Source organism: Sorangium sp. So ce204 (assembly GCF_051526795.1).
GTDB classification, from domain to species: Bacteria; Myxococcota_A; Polyangia; order Polyangiales; family Polyangiaceae; genus Sorangium; species Sorangium cellulosum_B.
The window spans coordinates 4555415-4572880 of sequence record NZ_CP150317.1 but is presented as its reverse complement, the minus strand read 5'-3'; the positions used below and the strand labels follow the sequence as shown (position 1 = coordinate 4572880).

The following is a 17466-nucleotide window of genomic DNA, read 5'->3' as shown; positions in this document are numbered from 1 at the left end:
TGACCGTCAATCGCGGATGCGGTAACGGGCGAGCTCTTCGGCCGTAGCCTCGCCGGTGTAGAAGCCGTTCGTGACCCACACCGCGCGCAGCCCCAACTCCTTGACGAGCCCGCGGGAGATCTGTACGTCGCTGGTGCTGGGCGCAGGCACGCCGAGGGCGGGCTTGCCGTCAAGAGTACGCACGGTGTGGTTGTGGAGGACGACCCAATACTCCCAGCCGGCGGCCACGTCGCGGCGGACCTCGTCGAAGCCATAGAACGCCTTGGGCGGGAACATCGCGTCGCTCCCCCCGAAGTAAATCTTGAGCTGGGGCCGGCCGCCGACCTCGCGGCGCAGGATCGACGCGATGAACTCGGTGGGCTGGGTGAGCTCCGAATAGCGCGCGTCCTGGGCCGCGAACAGGGCTGCCTCGAGGCAGCGGATAGGCCGGACGCGACCGGCGCCGCCGTACATCAGCGCAACGTTCTCGTCCTCGCGGCGCCATAGCTCGCGCTCGGCGTCGTCGCGCGGCTGGGGTGGATCGGCGACCGGACGCTCGAGGTCACCGCCGGCCGCCGCGATCGCCTTACGATACGCCAGGTACCCGGGCGCGCTCGGCAGCACCTCCTCGAACAGCACCGGCGCGGCCGGCACCTCCCACACCTGCAACACCGCGTTGCCCTCGCGACGCACCACGGTCGGCGCGCCGGGCAGCGCGCACCTCGGCGGCGGTGCCTCGACGGTGCCCGCTACGGCGGCGGCCGAGGGCAGCTGGGGGCCTCCGCAGGCGGCGAGGACGAGCAGCTGGAAGAGCGTCCATTGCGGGCTCACGGCCGGGATCGTGGCACAGAAGAGGGCCGCCTCCACTCCACAGCCTGTGGGCGCGCCGAGGCCGTGCCCTCCATCGATGCGGATGAATGAAGCCCTCTGGCCGGGCATCGAACACGACTTCAGCCGTTTGCTCCCGCGCCGGCGCGGGCGGAGAGTGAACCGGTATCCAGGAGCGCCGATCACTCGATCACGATCGGCCGCGCCGGGACCACCGCGCGCGGCAGCTCCCCCTGCGCCACCCGGGCCTGCGCCTCGGGCGCCGTCACCTTCCCGGCGAGCGCGAAGCGCACCGGGATCTCCACGAGCGTCGCGAGCCGGCTCGCCTCCAGGGAAGCCCGCACCGCGAGGACGCCGTTCACCTGCCGCACGCCCCCGAGCGGCGCGGCCAGCGACACCCCTGGCGGAAGCGGGATGCGCACGTCGACCTCGACCGGGCGGCCCAGCGTGTGGCGCAGCGAGACAGCGAGCTTCCCCGTCGTCCCAGCGCGCGGGCGCTTCGGCCAGGAGATCTCCACCTGCACGGGGCTCGCCGCCGCGGCCGGCGGCCGGCTCCAGCGCCGGAGCGCCGGGCGCTCCAGGCGCGCCACGACCGCGGGCCCCGCCGCCTCGACCGCCACCTCCGTCGCGCCCGCGTCGAGCGGCAGCACGAGCCGCCCCGATGGCCCGACCTCCACGTCGCGGCGCGCGCCGCCCGAGGTCACCGTGACCCGCGCCGCCCCGCGGCCCTCGCCCCCGTGGGCCAGGAGCGCGCGCACCACCGCGCGCGTGCTGGCCGGCGCGCCGTAGCCGCCGCGCACGTCGCGCTGCAGGCCCACCCAGCCGAGGAGCCTCGCGGGCGGCGCGGCGCTCCTGCCGAGCCCGGCGGCGCGGAGGAGCGCCGCGTAGACCACCGCGCGCGTGCTCCGATCCTCGGCCTGGCCGGGCGGCAAGGTGATGCCGCCCGTCGGGAGCAGCGCCACCCAGGCGCGCAGCCGGTCCGCCACGTTCGCGGCCAGCGCCGCCCGGTGCGGCCGCTCCGCGAGCGCGAGCAGGACCCGGGCGAGCGCCACGCGATCGCCGCGCCGGATCACGTCGTCCAGCGTCCTCGTGACGAACGCGTCCCAGCACGCGTTCACCGCGCCCCCCGCCGGCGAGGGCTCGACCTCGAGCGCGTCGAGCGCCGCCGTGGGGTGCAGGGGCTCGGGCGGGCAGCGCGCGTCGATCTTCGGCAGCTCCTCCGCCACGGACGCGGGCGCGAAGGTGCGCGCCCGGAGCGCCGGGGGCCAGGAGGCCAGGTCCTTCTTGGTGCCCTTGTACGCGAGCAGCCGGCCCACGGCGCGGCGGCCGATGTCCTCCGCGCGCGCGGCGAGCGGCGCGCCCTCGCCCCCGCGCGCCTTAGCCCAGCGGCCCACGAGCGACGCGACCTCCACCGCGTCCGCCATCGCCCCGGCAGACGAGAGCCGGTCGGGATCCATCGCCTCGAGCGCCGCGGTGAGCGCGCCCGCGAGGCCGCGCTCGACGACGAGCCGCGGGCGGCCGGTGAGCTGGTAGCGCTGCGCGTCCGTCGCAATGCGCAGCGTGGCCGTGGCGCCGCCCTCGACGACCTGGGCGATGTTCAGATCGGTGGGCTCGCCCGCGGGGCGCACGTCCCATGCGTGCACGAGCGTGTCGCCCGGGGTCCCCTGCGCCTTCAGGGCGACCGCGAGCTCCGCCCGCCCCGCGCGCAGCGCCCGCACCCGAGCGCGCACCGGGGCCGCGCCCCCCGCGGGCACGTCGACCGCCACCGCCCGGCGCCGCGGGTCCGCGAGGGCGGCCACGCCGCGCGCCGTGAGCTCCACGATCGCGCGGAGCGGCTTCGATGAGCGGTTCCGGACCGAGATCTCCACGTCGACCTCGTCGCCCTCGACCCACGCGGCGCCCGCCTCGACGCGCGCCGAGAGCGGCTGCGCGGTGGGCACGTCGAGCGTGGCGGTGGCCGGCGTGGCGCCGTCCGGCACGCCCACGAAGACGAGCCGGAAGGTCGTCTCGACGTCGCCGAGCGGGACGCGCATCCGCAGCCGGCCATCCTTGTCGGTGCGCCGGGGCGGCGACCAGAAGAACACGCCCCGCGGCGCGCCGTACGACGTGCGGTGGGATCCACCGAGCCTGCCGTGGCCTGCACCGAACCCGACGCCGGAGCCCGTGCCCCCGCCGAGGGTGCCGATGCCGCTCAGGCCCAGCCCCTCGCCCAGCGACGTGCCCGTGAGCTCCTCCAGGAGGCTCTCCCACGCCGACACCGTGGCGTCGCCGACCTCCATGTCGAACTTCGCGTCGACGAGGCGATCCTCGCCGACCGCCCTGGCGTACGGCGTGCCCGAGCGCAGCACGCGCTCGAACGGATCGCGCACGTCGTCGCCCGTGCCGATCCGGCCGTCGGGCCCGGGCGCGTGCAGGGCGAAGCCGCGCCGCACCGTGAGGAACGGCGCGGGCGGCGCCGTCGTCGGGGTGAACTGGATCGTGCCGCCCCAGGGATCGAGCAGGAGCGACTCCTCGAGCTGCGCGTCGCGCACCAGGCGGCGGAGCAGCGCGTTCGGATCGCGGAGCGCCGGCTCGTCCGGGTCGAGCAGCCGCTCGCGCCGGAACGCGCGCGCCGCGGCGAGGACGCGGAAGAGCTTGAGGCGGGTGACGCGGCGAGCGACGTGATCGAACGTGACCTGCGGGTCCACCGCCAGGAGATCCGCGAGCGAGAGCGGCTCGCCGCCGGGCGTCTCGGGGGGCGCATCCATGGCGGCCGTGACCAGGGTCATCAGCTCGGGGTTCCATGCATGGGCGCCGCCCGGCCCGCGGCGGCGCACGTCGCGCAGCCGCTCCGGGTCGCTGGTGGCCTCGAAGACCGCCCCCTCGAGCGAGCGGAGCACCTGGCCGAACGCCTCGTCGAGCGCCGCCCGCGCGGAGCCGGCCGGATCGTTCGCCGGCGCGATCGCCTCGCGCGCCCGCGCGCCGAGCTCCGCGCGCCGGAGCGGATCGAGCGCGGGATCGCCCTGCAGGAAGGCGCCGCAGCGCTCGGGCTCGACCATGCCCTGGCAGAGCCGCGCGCGCGTGTCGAGCGCCGCGAGGCCGCCAGCGCTGCCCCCGCCGTGCAGATCCACGACGACGGCCGCGACGGTCCCGGGCAGGCCGCGGTTGCCCCCGTCGGTGAGCGCGAGGTCCACGTCGACGGCGCCGCGCGGGGCCGCACGGCCGCCCGTGATGCGGGCCTCGAGCCGAGGAAGGACGCGCGGCGTGACGAGCACCGCGCCGCCCGCCTGCCGCGCGGCGGCGCCCGGCCGGGGAGCGGCGGCGCTGAGCGTCCAGACGCCGGCCGCGCCCTCGGGCAGGCCGAGCGCGCCGCCCTCCGGGCCGCCGGCGATCCAGGCGCTCGCCGCGCGGGCCGAGTTGCCCGCCTGGACGATCACGCTCCAGCCGGCGCCGTCCGCTGCCCTGCCGCCGGCGCTGTCCCCTGCGCTGCCGCCCTCCAGCCGCCGGCCAGCGCGCGGGCCCGCGCCACCGGCGTCGATCACGTGGAGCGCGAGCGCGTCGCCTGCGCGAGCGAGGAGCCGCTCGGGCCGGAGCAGCGCCGACGCGTCGCGATCGACGGAGACGCACAGCGCGAACGGCTCGCGCCGCGACGCGAGCGCCGGGAGCTCGCCCGATGGCCGCACGCGCACCGCCGCCGCGACGCCGCCGGCACACGGCCCGACGCTGCGGAAGGCCCCGAGCTCGGCGGGCGCGTCCCAGGTCACCTCGGCCTCGCCGTACGCGTCGGTGGTCACGGCGGCCTGGAGCCCGTCGCCCTCGACGGTGAACGCGCCCTGCACCGGCTTCCGCCGCGCATCGCGGACGCGCAGGAGCATGCGCTGAGCCACGCCCGGAACGATCGCTCCCGCCTCCGGGAGCAGCGCCGCCTCCGAGGTGGGGCTCTCTACCGATACGGTGGCCTCGCGCTCGAGCTCGTGCCCCTCGAACGTCGCGCGCGCGACGACGCGCAACGTGGTCCCTGCGCCCTGCACCACGGTGGTGGGCGCCACGGCCGCGCCGCGGACCTCGCCGGCCGCGTCGGTGCGCGCGGGCGTTGTGAGCTTCTCCCACGCGGCCCTGTCCTCGGGCGGGCTCGTGCCCTTCGGCCCGGTCCAGGTCCGCACCGGCAGCCCGGCCACGGGCTGGCCGGCGCCATCGCGGATCCGGATCACGTAGCTCGCGCGATCCCCGGCGCGCAGATCCTGCTCGGACCACTCGGCCAGCATCTGCGGGGCGCCGGGCGTCTCTTCGCGCGGCGAGAGGGAGATCTCCGCGGCGTTCGACGAGGCCCCCGCCGCGCTCCGCGCGCGGGCGCGGAGGATCCAGCGCCAGCCGGGCTCGTCGATCCAGGGGACGGGCACGCGGGTCATGGCGACGCCGGCCGTGTCGGTCGTGACCACGGCCGTGTGCCGGGCGACGCCGCCCTCGAGCAGGCTGATCTCCACGGGGACCCGCGGGGCCGGCTGCCCCGAGGCCTGGCTCTGCACCGTGATCCACGCCGACATCGCGCTGCCCGGCACCACGCGCGTGTCAGGGACGTGCAGGTCGACCTGGAGCGGCGCCAATCGGTGCACGGTGAGCGTCCGCGTCCGCTGCCGGTCGCCAGCGCGCACGCCGAGCAGCAGCCGGAGCTCGCGCTCGGGCCCCTCGGGGATCGGGACGTCGAGGTGAGCGCGCCCCTTCGCGTCGGTGGTGACCCGCACGGGCGGCGGGACGGCGCTGACCTTGCCGAGGTGCTCGGGATCCCAGGTCGCCTCCACGGCGACCGCCTCGAGCGGCCGCAGCGTGATCGCCGTGGGGAAGCCGAGCGCGAGGACCTGGACCGGCAGGGTGGCGCCGGGCGCGCCGCGGTCGGGCGCGTGAAGGAAGAGGTCGAGGCCGCGGGCGACCGCATCGCGGCCGTCCGTGGCCGCGTCGGAGGTCGCGGCGGCGCCGAGGACGGCGATGAGGAGGAGGCCGGCGAGCGGAAGGGAAGCCCTGGGCATGGTGCCTTTCGACACGGCAGAGGGGAGCAGGTTCCTGCGCTGCACGGCGCCGCGCGCGGTGGCCGGCGCGCCGCGCGATCTGGCCGGCGCGCCGTCCGGCGACGGGCTCCGGCGCGAGGCTGTCGACGACCTCCGGGCTGAGTTTCATCTCTCCGGGGAGGCTGTCGACGACCTCCGGGCTGAGTTTCATCTCTCCGGGGAGGCTGTCGACGACCTCCGGGCTGAGTTTCATCTCTCCGGGGAGGCTGTCGACGGGTGGTGGGGTAGTTACCCCACTCTGCTTGAAACGACCCCACTTTTGTGGGCGCAAACAACCCCACTATTCCGCCGTCGGGTCAGAGGGCGGATCCCCGAACAGGGACATCTGGACCGGGGTCCTCGGCTTCGGGCGCCAGGCGAACAGGTCGAGCTGGCGGGGCTGCTCCGCCGACGGCGCGGAGGGCTCGACGTGAGCCGGCGCAGCGATGGGCACGGGAGCGGGCGGAGGTGGCACGGGAGCAGCGGGCGGGCTCGGTGCGGCACCGCCCTGGACCACGCGCAGGAAGCCACGTCCGCCGGGCAGCTCGCGGGCGGTGCCCTCTGGCTTGCGTGGAGCGAGCGGCTTCGCGCTCGGCGCTGGCGTCTCGGGCACCGAGAGCAGCGCGTCGAGCAGCTCCGGGAGCTCCCAGATGTGGCTCGTGACGCCGGCCGCCATCGCGGGCGTGACTCGGGTCGTCTTGACGATCAGGCACAGGTTGTAGTGCGTCAGCCCGAGAGACACAGCAGCGCGGTGGTGCTCCGGGTCTTTGCTGAAGGCCAAGACCAAGCGCCTCATCCGCCCGATGTGGTGCCGCAGGGTGGCGTTGTTCCGCTCGACGTGCGCGGTCGTCGCGGCGTCGATGTTCGGAGCGCCGAACACCACGCGCCGGGTCAGGAACGGCTCGCGAGGCGGTTCGTAGCGGTGATCGTCATCGCGTCGCCCGCCACGTGTGTAGTGCTTGATGACCTGCGCGAAGTCGACGCCGGGGCCGAAGCTGGCGCCGATCGCGCCCGGATAGGGTGGGAAGCCGTCGGAGGTGAGCGAGGGCATGACGACGAGCCGCGCACGCAGGTCCTTGATGAACGCGTCGGCGCTCGTCTCGTCGCGCTTGCCGACGTGCCACGTCACCGCGTAGCGGCTCGGCATCGCGAGCGCCGTGAACGTGTACGCCTCACCGAGACCGGCCGCGTGCTCCGCGGGCGTCACGCGCGACTGCTTCTTCTTCACGAAGGACCAGACTTCATCGCTCTCGATGAGCGAGAGCGATAGGTCGCGCGCCATGGTGTTATGGAGACTCTGCGCGGCGACGCCGACCCGAAGCGCGAAGCGGCGGATCGTCTTCCGTTCGACTCCGGTCATGCGCTCGACGGCGCGCTCGCTGTTGCCGTCTGCCAGTTTTCAGTCTCATGGGGCCACCTGACGGCGTTTTTTTCAGGGTCATGGGGCCACCCCAAATCCAGGAGGATGGGGCCACCCGCGCGGGGGCGTGACCCAGTTTTTTTCAGGGTCATGGGGCCAGCTTCCGAGGTTTTTTGCAGCCTCATGGGGCCAGCTCGGGACGCCGAGGTCGGGATCTGAGACGGGCTCCTTCCGATGACGGCGCGGGTCGCCGTCGGAAGGAGGCCGATGCCCTACCGAGAGCTGATCATGGTTGACATCAAGGAAATGCTCCGCCGTCGTGCGGCGGGGCAGAGCGCGCGTCATGTGGCGCGCGCGACAGGGTTCGATCGCAAGACGGTCGGCAGGTACTTCGAGGCTGCAACGACGTTGCCACTGCCGTGTGACCGCGAGCCGACGGACGAGGAGATCCACGCGATCGCCCAGCGCGTGCAGGCGCGCCCCGTGCCCGACACGAGCGAGGAGTGGAAAGAGATCGGCACGCATCGCGCACGTATCGAGGCCTGGCTCGCCCAGCCCCGGCCGCTGAAGCTGACGAAGATCCACGTGCTGCTCAAGCGCGATCACGGCGTCAGCGCGAGCTACGGCACGCTCCGGCGCTTCGCCATGGAGGAGCTCGCGTGGCGCAAGAAGACGCCGACGGTTCGCGTCGCGGACACCGAGCCCGGCGAGATCGCGCAGGTCGACTTCGGCCTGATGGGAAGACTGTTCGACCCAGCAACGCAGCGGGTTCGCAATCTGTGGGTGCTCGTGGTGACGCTCGCGTACAGCCGCTACCAGTTCGTGTGGCCGTCGTTCGAGCAGACCACCACGGCGGTGTGCGCGGGCCTGGACACGGCGTGGAAGTTTTTCGGTGCGATGGCACGAGTGATCCTGCCGGACAACATGAAGGCCATCGTGCTGCGCGCCGACGAGCTCGCCGTCGTGCTCGTGCCGGCCTTCCTCGACTACACACAGACGCGCGGGCTGTTCGTCGATGCCGCACGCGTCAGGTCGCCCAAAGACAAGGCGCGCGTCGAGAACCAGGTCGCCTACGTGCGCGAGAGCTGGTTCGACGGCGAGTCGTTCGCCAGCCTCGACGAGGCCCGCGCATCCGCGGAGCTGTGGTGTCGCGATGTCGCCGGCGCGCGCATCCACGGCACGACACGCGAGGTGCCGCGCGAGGTGTTCGAGTCACGCGAGAAGGGCGCCATGAGGCCGGCGCCGGAAGCGCCGTTCGACGTGCCGCACTGGACTGACGCGAAGGTGCACCCCGACCATCATGTGCAGGTCCTCCGGTCGCTCTACAGCGTGCCCACGCGCTACGTCGGCAGCACGGTGCGCGTCCGCGCCGACCGCGCGTCGGTGAGAATCTACGCGGGTACCGAGCTCGTGAAGCTGCACGCGCGGGTCGCTCCGGGCAAGCGCTCCACCGACCCGAGCGACTACCCCACGGGCAAGGCCGTCGCGGCGGTGCGCGACGTGGCCTCGCTCGTCGCGAGCGCGAGAAAGTGCGGGGCGCACGTCGGCATCTACGCCGAGCGGCTGCTCGACGTGCCGCTGCCCTGGACGCGCATGCGGCTCGTCTATGCGTTGCTGCGGCTGTGCAAGAAGTTCGGTGATGGGCGCGTCGAGGCGATCTGCCAGAGCGCGCTCGCCTTCGACGTCGTCGACGTGCAGCGCGTGACGCGCATGCTCGAGACGGCGAAGCCGGCCGCGTCACCGTCGACCGAGGACCGCAAGGTCGTTGCGCTCCCCACGCCGCGGTTCGCGCGCAGCACGGAGCACTTCGCGACACGTACGACGGCGGCTGCCGTGACGAAGGAGGAGGTGCGATGAGCGCCAACGACGTCGACCCTGCGCTCGTCACGGCGCTCAAGCGGCTGCGTCTCGGCCGCATCGCAGCGACGTTGCGTGAGCGCCTCCTGCTCGCCGAGAAGCAGTCGATGGGGCACGAGGAGATGTTGCTCATGCTGCTGACTGACGAGATCGCGCGCCGCGAGGCGAGCGCGACGGACAGCCGCGTGCGCGACGCCGGGCTCGACCCAAGCATGCGCCTGGAGCTCTGGGACAAGACCGCGAAGGTGAGCTTCGATAGGCGCTTGCTCGGTGGGTTCACGAGCCTGCTCTTCCTCGAAGAGCACAAGCACATCGTCATCCTCGGCTCCGTCGGCGTGGGCAAGACCTTCCTCGCCAACGCGCTCGGACACCTCGCGTGTCAGCACGGCTACAGCGTGCGCTTCCTGCGCGCCGACGCGATGCTGCGCAGGCTGCGCCAGAGCAGGCTCGACAACTCACGCGACGCCGAGATGATCGCGCTCACGACCGTCGACCTGCTCATCCTGGACGACTTCGCGCTCGAGGCGATGAACAAGGAAGAGAGCCGTGACGTCTACCAGCTCTTCCTCGAACGCACGGGCCGCGGGTCGATGATCGTCACGAGCAATCGCGACACGGCCGAGTGGCTCGGGATGTTCGACGACGTGTTGCTCGCGCAGAGCGCCGTCGATCGGTTCAAGAACGCGGCGTTCGACTTCATCATCGAGGGCGAGTCGTACAGGCCACGGCTCAAGCCGAAGCTCGACGAGAGCAGCACGGCCGCGCCGCGGCCCGCGCGCGGCAAGCCGCCCACCCATCCACGCACCAAGCGTCGATGACCGCTGCGGTCCCGGCGAGGACGTCGCCCCCGGGGCCGCGCCGCCTCTGACCCCCTCGCTCCCCGCGGCGCGCCTGGCCCGCCCTCGTCGAGGTAACCGCCGGTGCCGCGGGGGCCGGGGGACCTGTTCGTGAGCGTCGTGGCCCCTGCTCTCCGCCAGAGCCTACCAGGGGGCCTGGGTGGCCCCATGACCCTGCAAAAAAGAGAGACGTCGCCGGTCGCTTCGCTCCCGGCTCCGGGGACCTCGACACGCTTCGCGGTCTCGGGCATCGTCGAGGCCGATCACGTCGTCTCCCCCTGGCCCCATGACACTGAAACGGGGTGGCCCCATGACCCTGAAACGTGGCAGCCGTCCACCAAGGCCGCGAGCACGGCAAGCCGCCGCTCGCGTGGGAGCTCGTTCGCCACGGGACCCTTGCCTTTCCCCGTCGGTGGCCGCATGCTGCGCGGTGCGAGGGCGCTGGATGGGCCACCATCCGGTGTTCGCAGCCCGCTCGTAGTTACCAGCTACGGGCGGGCGCCTTTGCCTAGGCCCCAAATGTAGCACGTAGGGTATCGACCGCTCGGCCGCATTGACTCAGCTAGGACAGGCGATGTCATAGCCGATGTTCGCGGTTGCAGCCTGTTTGATGGCTCGTTCGTGCGGCGGGGGTCGACACGCGACGGGAGCGCGCGCCTGCGGTAACCCCCCGGCCATCCTCATGAGCACGGCCGCTTGCAGCTCTCGACGGGGTCGACGATGCTGGGCGCGGGGCGGCGTCGGCCCACGACCCGGCGCGGGCACGGGCGGTCTCCGCCTGCGTCGACGACCGAGGCGAGAGCCGCAAGGCGCCATGCCGATGGCGATGGTCGGTCGGTTACGCGCCACAACCTCATCACGAAGCGATCGGGCTTGCTTTACTTACACGCCAGGCGAGTTACCCTCAATTCTTGTTGTTTTCTTGACGGAGGGTATCCAGATTCTTACCACACCACGATTGCGCTACGTGGGTACGCATTTTTTCGTTCAGATTGCGGTTCGCGGTGCTCGACGGAAGAGATGATGAAAGAGATTCGAAGAGCGCCAGTCGGCTTTCGTTGATGTCGACCTCGAGCTCGCAAAACATGGCCAGGGTTTTGCGCTTAAATGGCTCCAATATATACCGCACGCGCTTTCCGCAGTCGCTCGACTCAAAGTCGTACTGACATTTCAGTAGAGAGCCATCCTGACCCATGGTCCAGAAAGCATTTTTTAGGTCGACTCGAATGCCCCCGTACTCGGTTGCTCTTTTTTCCGGTGGCGCGTTCCAGTAAGCGTCTTTCCAGACCAGGTGTGCATTGTATGCAGTCGGGCCTAGAGGCAAGATCCCCGTCTTCCAACTAAGGCGCCCCACGAGGTCATCGAGCTGGATTATTCTCTTGGTGTACTCGGCGAGGCATACCTGCGTAGATGTTGTTTCCGCCTCCGTACAATTTGTCCCGAGCGTTTCGAAGGCGGTCTGAAAATCACTCGCTAGCGCAAGGACTTCCTGAAGCTCTTCCGTGACTCCGGCAGCAGCCGCTTGCGTCGCCTCGCGGTCGCTCTCTGTGCGCTGATAATAGGCCACTACCATCCACGCCATAGCGGGGACTAGAAGCACACCCGCGATACGACGGGCGACAGCGTGCCATCGATAAGAGAACTGCACTGACTCGCACTCAGTGCACACGGCCGCGTCGAATGGGATAGACTTCCTGCAGATAAAACAAGAAGACATGCCCACCCCCGTTGCTGTCGATGTGTTTGTTTCGGGATCGCCCGGCATCTTAATGTCCTCACATGATGTGGTATCGCTTGTCTAAGTAGAGACAAGCTTGGAAAGATGCAAGAAAATGGCTAAACGGACACCAGATTGCTCGCCGCTCGGGCGCAGCGATGGCCGCTGGCATCACTGACACCGTGTGGACACTGGAGCAGCTCATGGACGCCGCGCTGGAGGAGCCGGCCGGGGAGAAGCCAGAGCCGCAGCCGCTCGCCGTCCCGAAGCCTGAGGGCACCGCCAGGGCGCTCCCTGCCGGCCGCGGTTGGTTGCGGGTGCTCCCGGGCGGCTCCGCCCCGTCGGCGCCCACAACGCCGCAGCCACCACCCGTGGCGTCTGCCCCGGCTCCCGCGGAGCCGGAGCCCCCGCCGCCGTCACAGCCGCCGCCAGCGCCGGGGCCGCGCAGGATGGTGCAGCTGAGCTTGTTCGACACCAACCAGTAGCTGGCAGCGATCTATGTGATTACCGCTTTAGCTCTTGCGGTATTAACGGATACTGGCCTTCTTCTCTTCGAAGAAGCTTCCCGCGACGCTTGCTTGGTTTGGGAGCAGACATCAAAAACCCAAGATCGGCCAGCTTCAAAGCGTTCAGATCGTACACCTTGCACTGCTTCATGTAAGCCCCAAAGGCAACAATGCCAGTGTCATAGGTAAGAAGATGGCCCACTGCAGAATCGCACTCCGCGCATGCCGCGATCATGGCATCGCTAATCCTCTGGTGCGATGACAGCATGCGCTCGCACTTCTTGCACTCGTGCTCGTTGCGGGAGCTTAAGCACCGTGGGCACACAGATTCACTGACGTTTCTCTTATGTAGAAGCTCAGCGGCCTTTATCGCGACCGGACCGGTGATAGCAACGGTGTGAAACCTCGGTGCAATGGTAGAGTACCACCCGAGATCCATATTGCGCATCGTTCTGCAGAACTCGAGCGTCGACACTGGGCTGACAGCGATGCTGCTTAGCGCCGTCAGTATCTCCAAGCTCATCTGGTCGCGTGCACGCTCTTCATCGGTTCCTGTGGGCACGCGGATGCCAGCGCCATCGCCATCGGTCGAGGCGTCACGGGCCACCGCCCTGTGGGCGTACACAAGGACGTTCGTGTCGATCATTGTATGCATCATCGGCCCGCAATGTCGTCGAGGACGTGTCGCAAATCTTCACTGTCAATCTGCTGCACGCCTGACAGTTCTTTCATTAGCTCTGCTCCGGAAATTGGCTTCCATGGAGTAGCGCTCCTTGCACGGCTGCTGGACGCATCAAAGACGTATGTGCCGCCCGATGTGATAGCCCAGGCCGCATCCAGAGCTATGGCATGCACAACTCTCTTATTCTTTGCAGCGTCAAAGAACTGATCTTCAGAGCCGGTAGAGATGCGAACGTCGCACGGCTTCCCGTCAACGTCAATCCGCGCCTTGACCACGGTGGTCTTGCCGTTTGCCCGTCCCACCCGGTGCACCAGGCTATATATGACCGTACTGCCCCTCATGAGCGGGATCGGCTTCTTCTCCCTGCTAAGTCGCCTCATGAGCGCCATGAACTCGTCGCCGAGTCGGGCGACCGGCCCCGCGTTGCCGCGGGCCCACAACTCTGCCTTATATAGATGAAGGTCGAGGCCGTGCTCGGCGAACGCCTTCGCGATACCCCACGCCGATGCGATGCTGTCGAACGCGCGCTCTGGGTCCCTAGCGAAACTGATTACATCAGAAATCGCCGAATGCCCGGCGTCGTCTCTCGGGCGCAGCCCAGCGATCATGCTGTAGTTAGACACGACCATTGTTACGCTGTTTTCGCCGAGGCCTGGATATGCCGCGCGTATAACGTCACTAAGCAGCAGTGCTGCCGAGGCCACGCGCTCCGGCGTGGAAGCTGCGGCCAGTCTCAGCTCTAGCTCGTTATCTCCCCATGCGGCCATGGGCCGCATGGTATCACGGCGCGAAACAGATCTCAAGCAGCCGACCTGGACCGCAGTACAGGCGGAAGGATACTTCTACTCTAGAAGCGATCTTCCTCGATCGAAGAGGATCCTACCTTGGGCGACGTGGATGCGCAATATCTGCCGACCTCCGTGGCCATATCTGACCCTCTAACAAGGCGACCCAGAGCTTGGCGTGGTTCCAGGATGTGCCCAGGGTAGGCGTGGAAGATGCGCAGTTGCTCGACGATGTAGGAGAGGTCCGCGGTCAGGACGCGCAGTTTTTCGGTGCGTTGCTCATTTCCGCCACCTCTTCAACTTCAGAGCTAGCGCCTCGCGGGCGATGCGGAGCCTGGACGCCGCCGTGGACGGGTTCATGCGGCGTGCGGTCTTCGTTTCTGGCAGCGCCGGCCTACTCCCAGGTCCGCCAGATCCGCCGCGAGCGGCGTCGGCGCCCCGGGCCCTTGCCGGCTGCGATGTCAGCGAGGACTTCGCCGGGTGAGCGGCGCTCGCGCATCGCGATGATGGCGATGATGCGGGTGAGCGACACGCTCCGGTCGGTTCGGGCGGGGAGCAGGCCGTCGTCGACCCAGCCCGTGTCGGCGAGGTAGCGGTCGATCTGCTCGGGCGTGACCGAGCGTGTGACGGGCTTGCCGGGCACGGTCACGCCCACGCGCCGCTTCGGGTCGCGGGGCTTCATCGGCGCCACCTCCGCAACTTCAAGGCGAACGCTTCCCTGGCGATCCGCAACCGCGACGCCGCGGTCGACGGGTTCATCCGGCGCCGCTTGGCGGACCATCGGCCAGCCTGAGCGTCAACACACGGCGCGCCCGAAGTTCGCCGCGATCGGCTGCACGTAGAGGCCGAGCCCGTCGGTGGTGATCTGCGGCATGACCGCGAGCCGCGCGCGCACGTTTTCGACGAGAGCGTCGGCGCTCTCCTGGTCGCGCTTCCCGACGTGCCACGCGATGACGAGCTTGCTGGTGCGGCAGATGGCGGCCCACGTCCACTGCTCCCCCATCTCGGCCGCGCTGTGCTTCGCCGGGTCGAGCTGCTTCTGACGGACCTTGCACCACCCGTGCATCTCGTCGAGATCCACGAGCGGGGACGTCAGATCGCGCACCAGCCGGTCATGGAGCCGCGCGCAGCCCTCGCCGATGGCCTGACCGAAGCGGCCGATGGTGTCCTGATGGACGCCGGTCATGCGCGACGCGGCGCGGATGCTGGTGCCGTTCACGAGCGCGGCGAGCACCTCTAGCCGCCGCTCCGCCGGGAGCACGTTCGCCATGGGCTTGCACCTCTCCGGACGCGTGCCCATGATCGCAACGCGACGTGCGACGGGTGGGCCACCATCCGGCGTTCCGCAGCCCCGTCTCGGGTTCCAGCCGAGGCGGGGCGCTTTGCCTGTCCCACCAAGGTAGCACCGAAAGCCTATGTTTCCCGGCCTTTCGGCTCCGTTGGGACAGTGCATGTCATAGCTCACGTGCGCGTTTACAGCCTGTTTGACGGCGTTTCTGCGCGGTAGGTTGCGAGAGCTGTCGAGACGCTCGGAGCCCGTGGTAGCGTCGCGGGATGCGCGTACGGCTCATCCTGGAGAACGGCGGCCACACGCTGTCGAAGGTCGTGGAGCTCCCGCGGGTGCCCGCCATCGGCTCGACGATCCGGGTTGACCGCGAGCGGAGCGTGGTGCTCCTGAAGACCGACGCGGGACGCGACGCGGTGGACGTCTACCTCTGCGAGGACGCCGATGACCTGATGAGGCAGGTGTTCCCAGAGGCGCACATTGCCCACATCGAGCTCATGAAGCGCGACGGGTGGGAGGTGGAGGGGGGAGGAGGAGCTACGCGCGTGGCTCACGCGCCGCATCAACCAGCAGGACGACGAGGACGAGGACGATCCGGTCGAGCTGCACTGAGGTCCGGACGTCAAGCGGGCGGCGGCCTGTCTGCCCTAATTAGGGCACCACCTGTCGACAACCTCCGGGCTGAGTTTCATCTCTCCGGGGAGGCTGTCGACAACCTCCGGGCTGAGTTTCATCGGTGGTGGCCAAGTTTGGCCAGCCCATTGCCCTGGCGAAGTTTGAACGCACGCGACGATCGGTCGCCAAACCCGATCGGTTCGCCGATCAGTCAATCAGGCAATCCCATCTCGCGGCGTGCCGCCCTTCTGCGGTCTGACTTTTGCTGCCTGCACAGCGCGCATTGTGGATGCACTGACTTCGGCATCGTTACCGGACTCGGCATACACCAGTCTCCGTCCGGGCACTTATGGCGATACGGGTTGCCTTGCGGCCCGTACTTGACGCGCCTGATACAGCGTGGGCAGAGGCGTTCAGTCGTTTTAAATGTTCGGCGCTGCGGCATCCTGGCATCGTACCCGTACGCCGTTCGACTTGCCTACGGCAGCTCGACCAGATCGAACAGCGAGAGCTGCACCGGCGTCCTCGGCTTCGGGCGCCACGAGAGCAGGTCGAGCTGACCGGTCGGCTCGACGGGGGCGGGGGCGGGGGCGCTCGGGGTCGCGGCGACGGGCACCGGGGCGGGCGGAGGTGGCGCAGGGACGACGGGCGGGGTCGGTGCGGCACCGCCCTGGACCACGCGCAAGAACCCGCGTCCCTCGGGGAGCTCCCGGGCCGCGCCTTCCGGCTTCACGTGGGCGAGCGGCTGGGCCACGAGCTTCTCGCTCGGCGCGTCGGCCATGAGCTCGTCGAGCAGCTCCTCCAGCGACCACACGTGGTCGGTCACGCCGGCCTGCATCGCCGGGGTCACGCGGAGGGTCTTCACCACGTGGCAGAAGTTGTAGTGCGTGTAGGCGAGCGCGACGGCCGCCCTGTGGTTCTCCATCTTCTTGGAGAACGCCAAGCAGAGCCGGCGCAGGCGGCCGTTGACGTGCCGCATGGTGAGGTTCAGGCGTTCGGAGTACGCGGTGCTCGCCTTCGACATGTCGGGCGCACCGTAGATCGCCCGCTTTACGATGAACGGATCGCGCGGAGGCTCGTACCGATGGTCCGGCCCGCGGCGGCTCCTCTTGCGGTAGTGCTTCACGGTCTGCGCGAAGGTGCTCGCCGGGCCGAAGCTCGTCCCGACGGCCGACACGTACGGCGCGAAGCCGTCACTTGTCATGAGCTGCGGCATCACCACGAGCCGCGCGCGAAGGTCTTCGATGAAGCGGTCGGTGCTCTCCTGGTCGCGCTTGCCGACGTAGAACGAGACGCAGAGCCGGCTCGACACGTCGATCGCAGCGAAGATCCACCCCTCGCCGACATCGACCGCATCTTCGGCCGGGTCCACGCGGTGGGGCTTCTTCGCCACCCACCCCCAGAGCTCGTCGAAGGTGATCAGCGAGCAGGACAGGTCCCGCACGCGCCGGTCATGAAGGCGCTCAGCCCCCTGCCCAGCCAAGAGGGCGAAGCGGTTGATCGTCGGTCGGCTGACGCCGGTCATGCGCTCGGCCGCGCGCTCGCTGTTGCCGTCGACCAAGGCTGCGAGCACGGCAAGCCGCCGCTCGCGTGGGAGCTCGTTCGCCACGGAACCCTTGCCTTCCCCCGTAGGTGGCCGCATGCATCGCGGTGCGATGCGCGCTCGGCGGGCCACCGCCGGATGTTTCGCAGCCCTGCTTCCGGGAGTCAGCCTGGGGCAGGGCGCTTTGCTAAGTACCCTGCAATGTAGCACGAAACGCCTATATTTCCCGGCGCTTCCATGCGGCTAGGACAGCGGCTGTCATAGCCGCAGTGCGCGATTGCAGCCTGTTTGGTGGCTCTTTCGCGTCATCGGGGAGCGCGGCGCCATGGCCGGGGCAGGATGGGGCCAGAGCGGGGAAGCCCGCCGACGCGCTACCCGGAGAGGCTGAGCAGATCGGAGTCTCGCGGCGACGGCCGCGCACCTGCCCCTCGGTCATCTGTTATGCTGCGCGG

The 17466-nt window shown here is 69.8% G+C and carries 11 protein-coding genes and 1 pseudogene; 3 read left to right on the top strand and 9 right to left on the bottom strand.

Annotated elements, in window-relative coordinates:
• Positions 1-6: 6 nt before the first annotated feature.
• The 3 genes from WMF22_RS17050 to WMF22_RS17040 all read right to left on the bottom strand — a co-directional run bounded on the left by WMF22_RS17050 (position 7) and on the right by WMF22_RS17040 (position 7224).
• Positions 7-810 (bottom strand): hypothetical protein, encoded by an 804-nt coding sequence (locus WMF22_RS17050; RefSeq protein WP_438036381.1) that lies wholly within the window; start codon positions 808-810, stop codon positions 7-9.
• A 179-nt stretch (positions 811-989) separates the two neighbouring features.
• The gene (locus WMF22_RS17045) at positions 990-5810 is read right to left on the bottom strand and encodes an alpha-2-macroglobulin family protein (protein WP_438036380.1); all 4821 of its coding nucleotides are present in this window, start codon (positions 5808-5810) and stop codon (positions 990-992) included.
• Positions 5811-6129: 319 nt separating this feature from the next.
• Complete coding sequence (locus WMF22_RS17040; protein ID WP_438037262.1) at positions 6130-7224, bottom strand: IS1 family transposase; 1095 nt, start codon at positions 7222-7224, stop codon at positions 6130-6132.
• Between the two features lie 231 nt (positions 7225-7455).
• On the opposite strand from WMF22_RS17040, the gene istA reads away from it, so the two are divergent.
• Together istA and WMF22_RS17030 are read left to right on the top strand one after the other, a co-directional pair.
• Positions 7456-9045: an IS21 family transposase gene (gene istA, locus WMF22_RS17035; protein ID WP_438034845.1), complete on the top strand. Its 1590-nt coding sequence runs from the start codon at positions 7456-7458 to the stop codon at positions 9043-9045.
• Positions 9042-9863 carry an ATP-binding protein gene (locus WMF22_RS17030; protein WP_437297344.1) on the top strand — a complete coding sequence of 274 codons (822 nt, stop codon included), beginning with the start codon at positions 9042-9044 and terminating at the stop codon, positions 9861-9863. The genes istA and WMF22_RS17030 overlap by 4 nt, the downstream gene beginning before the upstream one ends.
• A gap of 922 nt (positions 9864-10785) precedes the next feature.
• Here WMF22_RS17030 and WMF22_RS17025 read toward each other — a convergent pair.
• On the bottom strand, positions 10786-11454 hold the full coding sequence (locus WMF22_RS17025; protein WP_438036379.1) for a hypothetical protein: 669 nt from the start codon (positions 11452-11454) through the stop codon (positions 10786-10788).
• Positions 11455-11780: 326 nt separating this feature from the next.
• On the opposite strand from WMF22_RS17025, the pseudogene WMF22_RS17020 reads away from it, so the two are divergent.
• Positions 11781-12083 (top strand): annotated as a pseudogene (locus WMF22_RS17020) (IS1 family transposase); the annotation flags it as partial.
• A 19-nt stretch (positions 12084-12102) separates the two neighbouring features.
• On the opposite strand, the gene WMF22_RS17015 reads toward WMF22_RS17020, so the two are convergent.
• From WMF22_RS17015 to WMF22_RS16995, 5 genes are all read right to left on the bottom strand, one after another.
• Positions 12103-12750, bottom strand: a complete 648-nt coding sequence (locus WMF22_RS17015; protein WP_438036378.1) for a hypothetical protein — start codon at positions 12748-12750, stop codon at positions 12103-12105.
• Positions 12751-12758: 8 nt separating this feature from the next.
• Entirely contained in the window at positions 12759-13553 is a 795-nt protein-coding gene (locus WMF22_RS17010) for a hypothetical protein (protein WP_438036377.1), read from the bottom strand.
• A gap of 412 nt (positions 13554-13965) precedes the next feature.
• Positions 13966-14352 (bottom strand): hypothetical protein, encoded by a 387-nt coding sequence (locus WMF22_RS17005; protein WP_438036376.1) that lies wholly within the window; start codon positions 14350-14352, stop codon positions 13966-13968.
• 15 nt (positions 14353-14367) lie between these two features.
• The gene (locus WMF22_RS17000) at positions 14368-14841 is read right to left on the bottom strand and encodes a hypothetical protein (protein WP_438036375.1); all 474 of its coding nucleotides are present in this window, start codon (positions 14839-14841) and stop codon (positions 14368-14370) included.
• A 1108-nt stretch (positions 14842-15949) separates the two neighbouring features.
• The gene (locus WMF22_RS16995) at positions 15950-17080 is read right to left on the bottom strand and encodes an IS1 family transposase (RefSeq protein ID WP_438036374.1); all 1131 of its coding nucleotides are present in this window, start codon (positions 17078-17080) and stop codon (positions 15950-15952) included.
• Positions 17081-17466: the final 386 nt, after the last annotated feature.